This is a genomic window from Agrobacterium sp. RC10-4-1, from assembly GCF_014138475.1.
In the GTDB taxonomy this organism is placed as follows: Bacteria; Pseudomonadota; Alphaproteobacteria; order Rhizobiales; family Rhizobiaceae; genus Agrobacterium; species Agrobacterium pusense.
In genome coordinates this window covers 345274-358794 of the sequence record NZ_JACJIT010000003.1, presented here as the reverse complement: position 1 = coordinate 358794, position 13521 = coordinate 345274, and the positions used below count along the sequence as shown (strand labels likewise).

Below are 13521 nucleotides of genomic sequence, written 5' to 3'. Positions count from 1 at the left end.
TTTCGGCCAAACATATCAAAACCGCTGCCGTGGTAGCGGTTGCCTATGAGCGAACTGGCAAAACTTCGGCAAAAAGTCTCGGATGGCCTTGGCCCGGCTGCCACGGCGGTGCAGCCTGCGGATCGTCTCGATACGACGGCACGCCCTGCAGATGAAGAACATGCGACCGGTACCGGGTCGATTGCGCTCTATGTCGCCGTGTCGTTATCGGTCGGGGCTTTTTCCGCTGCCCTTATCGCGCTTGCAGTGCCTTATGCTGTCACTGTTGCGATGGCGATCTTCTTCGGCGCAGTGCTCGTCGGTGTCCTTTTCTATGCGCTCTTTGATGAGTCTTTGCATCGGCCCGATGCCCTGGCTGCAGAAGCAGATTTCCGGCTGCGCCAGACGCAAAACCGGTCTCTGATTGCCGAAATGCAGGAGTTCATGGGCGATATAGTCGTGATCCGCGACATGAACCGGCGTATTGTCGAGGCGAATAGAGTGTTTCGCGAAATGACCGGCTGCACGGCCCCGGAAGGGTTGAGCTGCGAGGAAATCGGCATCGCTTTCCGCCCGGGCGAAAAGGTCCACGCTTATGATGTGGAGATCGCGACCCCGTTCGGCCAGCGCATCTTCTCCTGGCATGATGTCGTGACCCGCGATCTGGCAAGCAGCCGTCTTCACATCAGCAGCATCGCCCGAGATGTGACTGAGGAGCGGCTTGCACTTGCCGAAAGGGAAGATGCCCGCCTGCGCGCCGAAAAGGCCGAGGCGGAAAAGGCGAGGCTGCTTGCCACAGTAAGCCATGAAATCCGCCTGCCGCTTTCCGGCATGCTCGGCATGAACCATCTTCTGTCGCAGACGAAACTCAGCGACGAGCAGCGCAACTATCTCGACGGCATGCGGCAATCCGGCCAGTCGCTGGTACAGCTGGTCGAGGATCTGCTGGATTATTCGACCATGGAGGCTGGCCGCTTCAGGCTCAATCCGCGCGCGGAGAACCTGCGGCGGCTGATTGAGAGCATCGTTGAGATGCTCGCCCATCGCGCCCATGAAAAAGGTATAGAGATTACATCCTTCGTTGCGCCTGAAGTACCCGATCATCTCGATTTCGATCCGGCGAGGCTTCGTCAGGTCCTCTTCAATCTCCTCGGCAATGCCGTCAAATTCACGCGGGAAGGCGGCGTCGTCATCCGGGCGCGCATGATCGGTGACGAATTGCACATCGCCGTCGAAGACACCGGCCCGGGCATGAGACGGGCGGAACAGGCCCGTATTTTTGGGGAATTCGAACAGGCTGGCCCGTTGTCGCAGCGAAGCGCAGGCACGGGCCTTGGACTTGCGATCTCCGCCCGTATCGTGCGGGAATTCGGCGGCCGTCTCACGGTTTCCAGCCGCAAGGGCAAGGGTAGCACTTTCAAGCTGGCGTTTCGCCCGGGAGGCGCGCCTGCCGAAATGGCGGATCCGGCGCGGCGCCATTGCCTGCGACATACAAATGTCCTGCTCGTCGCACCAAGGGGTGTGGCGGCAGCGGTCACGATGGAGGCGATCGAGGCCTTCGGCGGGCAATGCACACTTATCCATCAGCCTGAAGATCTGGAAAAGCTGAGGAAGAGTTCCACCATCGCGACCGCCCCCCTTACCGATGTCATCGTCGACCGGCGCATTTCGCCGTTGTTCAAAGATGCACTGAAGGATTGGCCGGACGGCAATGTCCGCCGCACGCTGCTCGTCAGCCCCGAAGAGCGGCCGTCGACAATGCATGTGGCCTTCGACGCGTGGTTGATCCGGCCGCTGCGGGAAAAATCCCTGATCGACGTGTTGTGCGGTCGTCTGCGCGGCATAGAGCGACGGGACGCCATCAACGACAACCACCCGGATGTGGGATTTTCCTCGCGGGTGGTGGAGGGGGCGAGCGGTATCGAGATACTCGTGGCGGAAGACGATGCTGTTAATCAGCGCATCATCCGCGCCGTTCTGGAAAAAAGCGGCTATATCGTCCGCGCCGTCGGGGATTTTGCGGCGTTGCGGCAATCTCTGGAGCATGGCGTATCCCGTTTGCCTGATCTCATAGTCTCCGACCTCAACATGCCGGGCGGCGACGGGCTCCAAGCGCTCCCTGACCTCCTCCATATGCTGCAGGGCGAAAGAAATATTCCTGTCATCGTGCTCAGCGGCGATACCAGTGACGCGACCGCCGAAATCCTGCTGAAGGCTGGTGTTGGCGCGATTTTGACGAAACCTGCCGACCCGCGACGGCTGGTTGAGGAAATCCGTCGTCTGCTGGAGGCGAAACGCCTGTCGCTATCGTAAATTGACAGACTCGCTCTGGCTGCATTTTGTCACTATTCTGTCGTTAAATAGTGATTTATGACAGGAAAATTCTTTGGTGGCGGAGCGATTCCCCATGGTTGCCGAAATCCTCAATCACGACATTTGTGAAAACAATGTTGTCATTACTCCTCGTCCGGAGACAGCTCAGGACAATGAGGGCCTTTTCGGTCGCATCGGCACGCTGGAAACCCGGCTTGCCAGAAATGAACGCGAGATTGATGCTGCGCAGTCCGTACGGTACCGGGTGTTCGTCGAGGAGATGAAGGCAAGGCTTCCGGCAGAAGCGATGCGGCGCCAGCGCGACTTCGACGCCTGGGACAGTGTGTGTGACCATCTGCTCGTGCTCGATAAGTCGATCGAGGGTGACAGCGAAGATCAGATCGTCGGCACCTATCGCCTGCTGCGTCAGGAAGTCGCGCTCGCCAATAATGGCTTTTATTCCGCCAGCGAATTCGACATCGCCGGTCTCGTTGCGCGCCACCCAGGCAAGCGCTTCATGGAGCTTGGCCGCTCCTGCGTGCTGCCGGAATATCGTACCAAGCGCACCGTCGAGCTTCTGTGGCAGGGCAACTGGTCCTACGCCGTTAAACACCGGATGGACGCCATGATCGGCTGCGCCTCCTTCCCGGGTGTGCAGCCGGAAGCACATGCGCTCGCCTTGTCTTTCCTGCACCATAACTGCCTTGCTAAGGGGGAGTGGGAGGCGGTTGCTCTTCCTGAGCTCTACCATGAAATGGACCTCGTTCCGGCAGAAGCCCTGAACGCCCGCAAGGCGCTGAACGCCATGCCGCCGCTCATCAAGGGTTATATGCGCCTCGGCGCCATGTTCGGCTCCGGCGCGGTGGTAGACCACGCCTTCAACACGACCGACGTGCTGGTGGTCCTGCCGGTTTCGTCGATCGCCGGCCGATACATCAGCTATTATGGCGGCGAGACCGAACGTATCAACGGCTGAGCGGGTTCTGCGTAGCCGGAGGGGATGTTCCTGTGGGCAGCGGTGCCGTGCGTGTTGTCTTGGGGTAGCCATTCCCGTTAGTGTCAGCGCTCCTTTTCCGCAACACGATATGACATCGGCAGGCCATTGACGGACGTTCTGACAACCGCTTCCCTGATCTCGGAAGAGAGCCGTGCGACGGCCACTCCGATGATGGAGCAATATATCGAAATCAAGGCGAACAATACCGGTTCGCTGCTGTTCTACCGCATGGGCGATTTTTACGAATTGTTCTTTGACGATGCGGTGGAAGCTTCCCGCGCTCTCGGTATCACGCTGACGAAACGTGGCCAACACATGGGTCATGATATTCCCATGTGCGGCGTTCCCGTCCATGCTGCGGATGATTATCTCCAGAAGCTCATCCTGCGCGGCTATCGCGTTGCCGTCTGCGAGCAGGTCGAAGACCCGGCCGAGGCGAAGAAGCGCGGATCGAAATCCGTGGTAAAACGCGATGTGGTGCGGCTTGTCACGCCTGGCACGCTCACCGAAGAAAAGCTGCTTTCGCCAACGGAATCCAACTATCTGATGGCGCTTGCTCGTATTCGCGGCAGTGCGGAGGCACAGTTCGCGCTTGCCTGGATTGATATTTCCACCGGCGTCTTCCGTCTGGCGGAAACGACGCTGACGCGGCTTCTTGCCGATATCTGGCGTATCGACCCGCGCGAGCTGATCGTTGCCGACAGCCTGTTCCACGACGAGGAATTGCGGCCGGTGTTCGATATGCTGGGCCGCGTGGCGGTGCCGCAGCCGGCCATTCTGTTCGACAGCGCTACGGCTGAAGGGCGGATCGCGCGTTACTTCAACGTCTCGACGCTCGATGGTTTCGGCACGTTTTCGCGCGTGGAAATGGCCGCTGCCGCTGCCGCCGTTGCCTATGTCGAAAAAACGCAGATCGCCGAGCGCCCGCCGCTCGGCGCGCCGGAACGCGAAAGTGCTGCCTCCACGCTCTTCATCGATCCCGCGACCCGTGCCAATCTGGAGCTGGTGAAGACGCTCTCGGGTGAGAGGGACGGCTCGTTGCTGCATGCGCTGAACCGCACGGTCACTGGCGGCGGTGCGCGGCTTCTCGCCGAGCGGCTGATGTCACCCTTGACCGATCCGGAGAGGATCAACGCCCGTCTCGACGCGGTTGCTTATTTGATTGACGATGTCTCCCTCTGCGACGGTCTGCGCGATGCGCTGAAGCAGGTGGCCGATATGCCGCGCGCGCTTTCCCGCCTTGCGCTGGAGCGCGGCGGCCCGCGCGATCTCGGCGCGATCCGGCAGGGCTTGGCGTCGGCCGAGAGAATTGCCGCCATTCTCGATCAGGGGCTGTTGCCGGAGGAGCTTGCCTCAGCCCTTGCGGATCTGAAAGCCTTGCCGAGCGGGCTGGAAGCGATGCTCGGCTCGATGCTGGCCGACGATCTGCCGCTTCTGAAGCGCGATGGCGGCTTCCTGCGTGAGGGCGCCAATCCCGAACTCGATGAGGTGCGGGCGCTGCGCGATCAGTCGCGTCGGGTGATCGCCGGGCTGCAGCTGCAATATGCCGAGGAGACCGGCATCAAGTCGCTCAAGATCAAGCATAACAATGTGCTTGGCTATTTCATCGAGGTGACGGCGGGCAATGCCGATGTGATGACGGCGACCGACGAGGCGAAGACCCGCTTCATCCACCGCCAGACGATGGCCGGTGCCATGCGTTTCACCACCACCGAGCTTGCCGATCTCGAAAGCCGCATCGCCAATGCTGCTGCCGAAGCCCTGACCATGGAGCTGGAAGCCTTCGAACGGATGGTCAAGGCGGTGGTGCAGCAGGCCGACGCGATCAAGGCCGGCGCGCTGGCGCTAGCGGTCATTGATGTCGCCTCGAGCCTCGCCTATCTCGCCACCGAACAGGCCTATTGCCGTCCGATCGTCGATGCCTCCATGACGTTCTCGATCAAGGGTGGGCGGCACCCGGTTGTGGAGCAGGCGCTCAGGCGGCAGTCAGCTGGGCCCTTCATCGCCAACAATTGCGATCTGTCGGCGGTCAATGGCGGCAAGAACGGCGCGATCTGGCTGCTCACCGGTCCCAACATGGGCGGTAAATCGACCTTCCTGCGCCAGAATGCGCTGATCGCCATCCTTGCGCAGATAGGTTCCTTCGTGCCGGCGGAAGCTGCCCATATCGGCGTTGTGGACCGGTTGTTTTCGCGTGTCGGCGCGTCTGACGATCTGGCGCGTGGCCGCTCGACCTTCATGGTGGAGATGGTGGAAACCGCTGCCATCCTCAATCAGGCGACGGATCGCTCGCTGGTCATTCTGGACGAGATCGGCAGAGGCACGGCGACCTTCGACGGACTTTCCATCGCCTGGGCGTCGGTGGAGCACCTGCATGAGGTCAATCGCTGCCGTGGCCTCTTCGCGACGCATTTTCATGAGCTGACGGTGTTGTCGGAAAAACTTGGCCGCCTTTCCAATGCCACGATGCGGGTGAAGGAGTGGGAAGGTCACGTCATCTTCCTGCACGAAGTCGGACCGGGCGCTGCGGATCGTTCCTACGGCATTCAGGTCGCACGGCTTGCGGGCTTGCCGGCTTCGGTGGTGGAACGCGCCCGCGAGGTGCTGACGAAGCTCGAAGATGCCGACCGCAAGAACCCGGCAAGCCAGCTGATCGATGATCTGCCGCTGTTTCAGATCGCGGTTCGCCGCGAGGAAACGCGCAAGGCAGGATCATCAAAGGTGGAGGAAGCCCTGAAAAGCTTCAATCCGGACGAAATGACACCGCGTGAGGCATTGGACGCGCTCTATGCGTTGAAGAAAGAACTTGGCAAGGCTTGAAGGCATAGAGTGCCTGTCCATAGCCTCTGAAACTCTTTATAGGACACTCCCATCGCAAGCGGTGGGGTTTCCCACAGGACATGGATAACGGCAGAGATGGCCATCAAGGACCTGGATTTTTCCGACATTCTCGATGTATCGGCGCTGAAGCGAGACTGCGACGTCATCTTCAGGGAAGACGGCAAACGCATCGCCGATATCAAGTCCGATCTACTGCCGATCTTCCGCAAGGCCAGTACGGAAGGCCGGGAAAAGGCCAGGGAACTGCTCAAGGCCGATGGCAGCGGTATTGATTGCGCCCGCCGCATCTCCTGGCTCCAGGATCGACTGATCGAAACGCTCTATGATCTCTCCTGCCAATACGTCTATCCGAAAGATGCGCCGCAGATCGCTGTCGCCGCGGTTGGCGGTTATGGACGCGGCACGCTGGCGCCGGGATCGGATATCGACCTCCTGTTCCTGCTTCCCACCAAGAACACGCCTGACATGCACAAGGCCGTGGAGTTCGTGCTCTATCTCCTCTGGGATCTCGGCTTCAAGGTCGGCCACGCCACCCGCACCGTGGATGAATGCATTCGGCTTTCCAAATCCGACATGACGATCCGCACCGCTATTTTGGAAGTGCGGGCGATCTGCGGCAAGAAATCCCTGACCGACGATCTCGAAAAACGTTTCGAGTCTGAGGTCGTGACCGGCACAGGCCCGGAATTCATCGCCGCCAAGCTCGCTGAGCGTGACCAGCGCCACCGCAAGGCCGGCGATACGCGTTATCTGGTGGAGCCGAACGTCAAGGAAGGCAAGGGCGGCTTGCGTGACCTGCACACGCTGTTCTGGATTGCCAAATATTATTATCACGTTCGCGACACGGCCGATCTGGTGAAGCTCGGTGTCCTGTCGAGATCCGAACTGAAGCTGTTCGAAAAGGCCGATGATTTTCTCTGGGCGGTGCGCTGCCAGATGCATTTCATTACCAATAAAGCGGAAGAGCGCCTTTCCTTCGATATTCAGCGTGAGATTGCCGATGCGCTGAACTATCAGCCGCGCCCCGGCCTTTCCGCCGTCGAGCGCTTCATGAAGCATTATTTCCTCGTGGCGAAGGATGTCGGTGATCTGACCCGCATTGTCTGTGCCGGGCTGGAAGACAGGCAGGCGAAGGACGTGCCGGGCCTTTCCGGCGTGCTCAGCCGCTTCGCCCATCGCGTTCGCAAGATTCCGGGTTCCGTGGAATTCGTCGAGGACCGGGGCCGCATCGCGCTCGCAAAACCCGATGTGTTCAAGAACGATCCGGTCAATCTCATCCGGCTCTTCCATATCGCCGATATCAACAATCTCGAACTGCACCCCGATGCCTTGCGCGTGGTCACCCGTTCGCTTTCGCTCATCAATGACGAGCTTCGGGAAAACGAGGAAGCAAACCGGCTTTTCCTGTCGATCCTGACCTCGCGGCGCGATCCGGCGCTGACGTTACGGCGCATGAATGAGGCCGGCGTGCTCGGCAAATTCATTCCCGAATTCGGCAAGATCGTCGCGATGATGCAGTTCAACATGTATCATCATTACACGGTAGACGAGCATCTCATTCGTTCTGTCGGCGTGCTGTCGGAAGTGGATAAGGGAACGGCTGTCGATGCCCATCCGCTCGCCAATCAGTTGATGCCCGGCGTCGAGGAACGCGAGGCGCTTTATGTGGCGGTACTGCTGCACGATGTCGCCAAGGGCCGGCAGGAAGATCATTCGATCGCCGGTGCCCGCGTCGCCCGCAAGCTCTGCCAGCGCTTCCGTCTCACCGGCAAGCAGACCGAAACCGTCGTTTGGCTTATCGAGCAGCATCTTCTGATGTCCATGGTTGCCCAGACGCGCGACCTGCACGACCGCAAGACCATCACCGATTTTGCCGACAAGGTGCAATCCATGGAGCGGCTGAAGATGCTGCTCATCCTGACCGTCTGCGATATCAGGGCTGTCGGTCCGGGTGTGTGGAACGGCTGGAAGGGACAGCTGCTGCGCTCGCTCTATTATGAGACGGAACTGCTTCTCTCCGGCGGTTTCTCGGAAGTTTCGCGCAAGGAGCGCGCGCAGATTGCCCGGCAGGCGCTCTACGACGCCCTTGATGACTGGGGCCAGAAGGCGCGGCGCAAATACACCAAGCTGCATTACGAGCCTTATCTCCTGACGGTGGCGCTGGAAGATCAGGTGCGACACACCCGCTTCATCCGCGAGGCGGACAAGCAGGAAAAGGCGCTCTCGACCATGGTGCGCACCCATTCCTTCCACGCCATCACGGAAATCACCGTTCTGGCGCCCGACCATCCGCGCCTGCTTTCGATCATAACCGGCGCCTGCGCCGCGGCCGGCGCCAACATTGCCGATGCGCAGATTTTCACCACCTCCGATGGGCGGGCGCTCGATACGATCCTCATCAACCGCGAATTTCCGATAGACGAGGACGAGACGCGGCGCGGCAACAATGTCGGCAAACTGATCGAGGAAGTACTCTCCGGCAAGCAGCGCCTGCCGGAAATGATCGCCACCCGCACCAAGAGCCGGAAGAAAAAGAGCGCCTTCACCATTCCGCCTTCGGTGACGATCTCGAATGGCTTGTCCAACAAGTTCACCGTGATCGAGGTCGAGTGCCTCGACCGGCCGGGGCTTCTGGCCGACATGACGGCTGTCATCGCCGACCTGTCACTCGACATTCACTCCGCCCGCATCACGACATTTGGTGAAAAAGTCATCGATACCTTCTACGTCACTGATCTCTTCGGTCAGAAGGTGACGAACGACAACCGGCAGGCCAGCATCGCGCAACGTTTGAAGGCGGTCATGAGCGAGCAGGAAGACGAATTGCGCGACCGCATGCCAAACGGCATCATCGCCCATCCAGACGTGGCGGCGCTGCCGGCCGCGCGCACGGCAAAGGCTTGAAAGTCCCATGAGTCTCATCGGCAAGTTCGCCACAGTCGGCACAGCCACGCTCGGCAGCCGCATCTTCGGCTTCCTGCGCGAAACGCTGATGGCAGCCGCCGTCGGCACCGGGCCGGTGGCGGATGCTTTCAACGCCGCTTTCCGCTTTCCCAATACCTTCCGGCGGCTTTTCGCCGAGGGTGCATTCAACTCTGCCTTCGTGCCGCTTTTTGCCAAGGAAATCGAAGCGAATGGCATGGAAGGTGCAAGGCGCTTTTCGGAAGAGGTCTTCGGCGTCCTGTTCACGGTGCTGCTGGCCTTGACGATCCTGATGGAACTGTCGATGCCTTTCATCGTGCGCACGGTGATTGCTCCCGGCTTCGTCGATGACCCGGTGAAGTTCGAAAACACCATCCACCTTGCCACCATCATGTTCCCCTATCTTGCCTGCATGTCGCTGGCGGCGATGATGGGCGGCATGCTGAACTCTCTGCACCGTTATTTTGCGGCTGCGATTGCTCCCGTTTTCCTCAACATCATTCTCATCGGCGTGCTCGCGCTGGCATGGTGGAAAAATTACGATCCGCTTCAGGTCGGTTACGCGCTCTCATGGGGCGTTATGGTGGCAGGTCTTGTGCAGCTCGCCATCGTCTGGATTGCGGTGCGCAATGCCGGCATGCGCATTGGTTTCCGCAGGCCCCGGCTGACCAAGAACGTGCAGCGTCTTCTGGTCCTTGCCCTGCCGGCAGCCATCACCGGCGGCATTACCCAGATCAATCTGCTCATCAACACCAACATCGCTTCCGGCGGCGAAGGCGTCATATCCTCGCTTGCCTATGCGGACCGAATCTATCAACTGCCGCTCGGCGTCGTTGGCATTGCCGTTGCCACGGTGCTCCTGCCGGAACTGGCGCGGGCGCTGCGCGGCGGCCATATGGTGGAGGCCGGAAGCCTGCAGAACCGCTCGGTCGAGTTCGTGCTGTTCCTGACCCTGCCCGCCGCGGCCGCTCTTCTCGTCATGGCCGAACCCATCGTTCGTTTCCTGTACGAGCGCGGCAATTTCTCGCCCTCGGCCACCTTCACCGTTGCGCAAATTCTTGGCATCTACGGTCTGGGCCTGCCGGCTTTCGTGCTCATCAAGGCCTTTATTCCGGGCTTCTTCGCGCGCGAGGATACTCGTACGCCAATGATTTTCGCGGCGATTTCGGTTGTCGTGAACGTCTCGCTGGCACTGACGCTTTTCCCGCGTCTTGGCGGCCCGGGCATTGCCATTGCCGAAATCACCGCCGGCTGGGTGAATGCCGCCCTGCTGTTCGGCATGCTTTTGTGGCGCGGTCACTGGCACCTGGATATTCCGCTACTCACCCGTATCCCGCGCCTGCTCCTGGCCGCGGCACTGATGGCCGTATTTGTGCATTATGCGCTGACGTGGCTGACCTTCGAGCTGTCTTCCGCCTCGTCCATTTTCGTGCGGGCCGGCACGATCATGGGCCTCGTCTTTGCCGCCATGCTGGTTTATTTCGTCCTGGCTTTCGTGTCTGGAGGTGCCGACATCGGCATGGTGAAGCGGGCCGTCCGTAAGCGCGGAAAAAAGAACGTCGAGACGGAGGCTGGCTGATGTCCTTTGCTGAAAACCGCCGCATCGCCCTCGTTACCCTCGTGGTTGATGATTACGATCGGGCGAAGGCGTTTTATTGTGATGTTCTAGGCTTCGAGTGCCTCTCCGATCAGCCACTGGACGACGGCAAGAGGTGGCTGGTGGTCAAGCCGCGGGGCGCTGACGGTGGCGCCCTTCTGCTCGCCGAGGCCGATGGTGAAGAGCAGCGCCTTGCCATCGGCAACCAGACCGGCGGCCGTGTCGGATTTTTCCTGCATACCGACAATTTCCAACGCGATTATGAGACGATGCTTGCCCGCGGCGTGCGCTTTCTGGAACAGCCTCGCCATGAGGTTTACGGTTCCGTTGCGGTCTTTGTCGATCCCTATGGAAATCGTTGGGATCTTCTGGAGCCGCGCGGCTGACAGGCCCTGAAAGCGCTTGATTGCGAGGGGCTGCGGGTGCATAAGCGCGCGTGCAATTCCAATCACGGGGCGGGGCCCTCCACAAGCCTTTTCGAGGACGACAATGAACGCATTCAAGCCGCTGGTTTTCTCGGGCGTCCAGCCGACCGGCAATCTGCATCTCGGCAATTATCTCGGCGCGATCCGCAAATTCGTGGCGCTGCAGGAAGATAATGATTGCATCTATTGCGTCGTCGACATGCACGCCATCACCGCCCAGCTCGTTCACTCGGACCTGAAGGCGCAGACCCGCTCTATCGCGGCCGCCTTCATCGCCTCGGGCATCGATCCGGTGAAGCATATCGTCTTCAACCAGTCGGCCGTGCCGCAGCATGCGGAACTGGCCTGGGTGTTCAACTGCGTGGCGCGCATTGGCTGGATGGAGCGGATGACGCAGTTCAAGGACAAGTCCGGCAAGAATGCCGAACAGGTGTCGCTCGGCCTCCTTGCGTATCCGAGCCTGATGGCTGCCGACATTCTCGTTTATCGTGCCACCCATGTTCCTGTTGGTGACGACCAGAAACAGCATCTGGAACTCGCCCGCGACATCGCCCAGAAATTCAACATCGATTTCAGCGACCATATCCGCAAGGCGGGCCTCGGGCTCGATATAACGGTCGGCGATGAGCCGGTACACGCCTATTTCCCGATGGTGGAGCCGTTGATCGGCGGTCCGGCCCCGCGCGTGATGTCGTTGAAGGACGGCACCAAGAAGATGTCGAAGTCCGACCCGTCCGATCTGTCGCGCATCAACCTGATGGATGATGTCGATGCCATCTCGAAGAAGATCAAGAAGGCAAAGACCGATCCTGATGCGCTGCCGAGCGAAGTGGAAGGCCTCAAAGGTCGCCCCGAGGCCGACAACCTCGTTGGCATCTATGCCGCGCTTTCCGACAAGACGAAGGCCGACGTTCTTTCCGAGTTTGGCGGACAACAGTTCTCGGCTTTCAAGCCGGCCCTGGTCGAGCTCGCGGTGAATGTGCTGGCTCCCGTCAACAATGAGATGCGCCGCCTTCTCGATGATCCGACCCATATCGACGCCATCCTCAAGCAGGGCGGCGAACGGGCGGGCGCCATTGCCGAAAAGACCATGAACGAGGTGCGCGACATCATCGGCTTCCTGCGCTGACAGGTCGCTTCTGCTCGAATGCGTCGGGCGGTTTGCGCCTGTCGTGATTTGATATAATCTCCGCCCGAACCGTCGGGCGGTTTACGGATCACGGCGGACCTAGGGAGTGCAGAATGGTTTCAAAACGGCTGTCGCGTCTGGAAGGGCATCGTCGCAAGTTTCTTGCAGTTATCGATGACACGCCGGAATGCGAGAGGGCCGTGCACTATGCCGGTCGTCGCGCCAAGAACTCCAATGGCGGACTGGTGCTGCTTTACATGATCCCGGAAGGCGATTTCCAGCAATGGCTTGGCGTCGAGCAGATCATGCGGGCCGAGGCGCGCGAGGAGGCGGAAGCCACGCTTGCCAAGATCGCCCAGAAGGTGCGCGAGACGATCGGCATCGAGCCGGAAGCGGTGATCCGCGAAGGCAGCGCCACCGAGCAGATCCACGGGCTGATCGAGGAAGACCGCGATATCGCCATTCTCGTTCTGGCGGCGGGATCGACGAAGGAAGGTCCGGGACCGCTCGTTTCCTCCATCGCCGGGCGAGGGGCAGCCTTCCCGATCCCCGTCACCGTGTTGCCGGATACTTTGTCCGATGAGGAAATCGACGCTCTCTGCTGATCCGGTTTCGGGCGAGATTCAGGGCCTGACGATTTCTTGAATGTAATTATCATGTCAGGGCTTGAAGTGTAGCTTCGCCGGGCGTATTTTTTGGAAGAATTCTAAATTGCGGGGCGTGAACGGCGACCTCGAAGGAGACAGACGATGTTCATTCAGACGGAAGCCACGCCGAACCCGACAACGCTGAAGTTCTTGCCGGGCAAGGTCGTGCTCGAAAGCGGAACGGTGGAGTTCCTCAACCCGTCGCAGGCCCAGGCTTCGCCGCTGGCAGAGCGCCTCTTCTTGATACCGGGTGTGACCGGCGTTTATTTCGGTTTCGATTTCATCACCGTCACCAAGGACGGCGCGGAATGGCAGCACCTGAAGCCCGCCATTCTGGGCGCGATCATGGAACACTTCATGTCCGGCCGCCCGATCATGGGCACTGCCATTGCGGCCGAAGTATCGGATGAGGAAGGCGAGTTCTTCGAAGAGGGTGATGAAACCATCGTCGCCACCATCAAGGAACTGCTGGAAACCCGCGTCCGTCCCGCCGTGGCGCAGGACGGCGGCGACATCACCTTCCGCGGCTTCCGCGACGGCACGGTGTTCCTGAACATGAAGGGCGCGTGCTCGGGCTGCCCATCCTCCACCGCCACGCTGAAGCATGGTGTTCAGAATCTGCTTCGCCATTTCGTGCCGGAAGTGCGCGAAGTCGAAGCGGTATAATGCTG

At 60.2% G+C, this 13521-nt stretch carries 9 protein-coding genes; all 9 read left to right on the top strand.

The window, feature by feature from the left end:
* Nucleotides 1–45 precede the first annotated feature (45 nt).
* A complete protein-coding gene (locus FHW77_RS10280) occupies nt 46–2292 on the top strand; it encodes a hybrid sensor histidine kinase/response regulator (protein ID WP_182590485.1) in 2247 nt (748 codons plus the stop codon).
* Nucleotides 2293–2386: 94 nt separating this feature from the next.
* A complete protein-coding gene (olsB, locus tag FHW77_RS10275) occupies nt 2387–3268 on the top strand; it encodes a l-ornithine N(alpha)-acyltransferase (RefSeq protein ID WP_004439575.1) in 882 nt (293 codons plus the stop codon).
* 189 nt (nt 3269–3457) lie between these two features.
* Nucleotides 3458–6109 carry a DNA mismatch repair protein MutS gene (mutS, locus tag FHW77_RS10270; RefSeq protein ID WP_081859365.1) on the top strand — a complete coding sequence of 884 codons (2652 nt, stop codon included), beginning with the start codon at nt 3458–3460 and terminating at the stop codon, nt 6107–6109.
* Between the two features lie 96 nt (nt 6110–6205).
* Complete coding sequence (locus FHW77_RS10265) at nt 6206–9034, top strand: [protein-PII] uridylyltransferase (protein ID WP_004439578.1); 2829 nt, start codon at nt 6206–6208, stop codon at nt 9032–9034.
* Between the two features lie 7 nt (nt 9035–9041).
* Nucleotides 9042–10631, top strand: a complete 1590-nt coding sequence (gene murJ, locus FHW77_RS10260) for a murein biosynthesis integral membrane protein MurJ (protein WP_004439581.1) — start codon at nt 9042–9044, stop codon at nt 10629–10631.
* The gene (locus FHW77_RS10255; protein WP_004439584.1) at nt 10631–11035 is read left to right on the top strand and encodes a VOC family protein; all 405 of its coding nucleotides are present in this window, start codon (nt 10631–10633) and stop codon (nt 11033–11035) included. The genes murJ and FHW77_RS10255 overlap by 1 nt, the downstream gene beginning before the upstream one ends.
* 103 nt (nt 11036–11138) lie before the next feature.
* A complete protein-coding gene (gene trpS / locus FHW77_RS10250; RefSeq protein WP_004439588.1) occupies nt 11139–12203 on the top strand; it encodes a tryptophan--tRNA ligase in 1065 nt (354 codons plus the stop codon).
* Nucleotides 12204–12316: 113 nt separating this feature from the next.
* Nucleotides 12317–12808, top strand: a complete 492-nt coding sequence (locus FHW77_RS10245) for a universal stress protein (protein ID WP_003503758.1) — start codon at nt 12317–12319, stop codon at nt 12806–12808.
* A gap of 144 nt (nt 12809–12952) precedes the next feature.
* Nucleotides 12953–13516 (top strand): NifU family protein, encoded by a 564-nt coding sequence (locus tag FHW77_RS10240; protein WP_004439594.1) that lies wholly within the window; start codon nt 12953–12955, stop codon nt 13514–13516.
* The last annotated feature ends 5 nt before the right edge of the window (nt 13517–13521 follow it).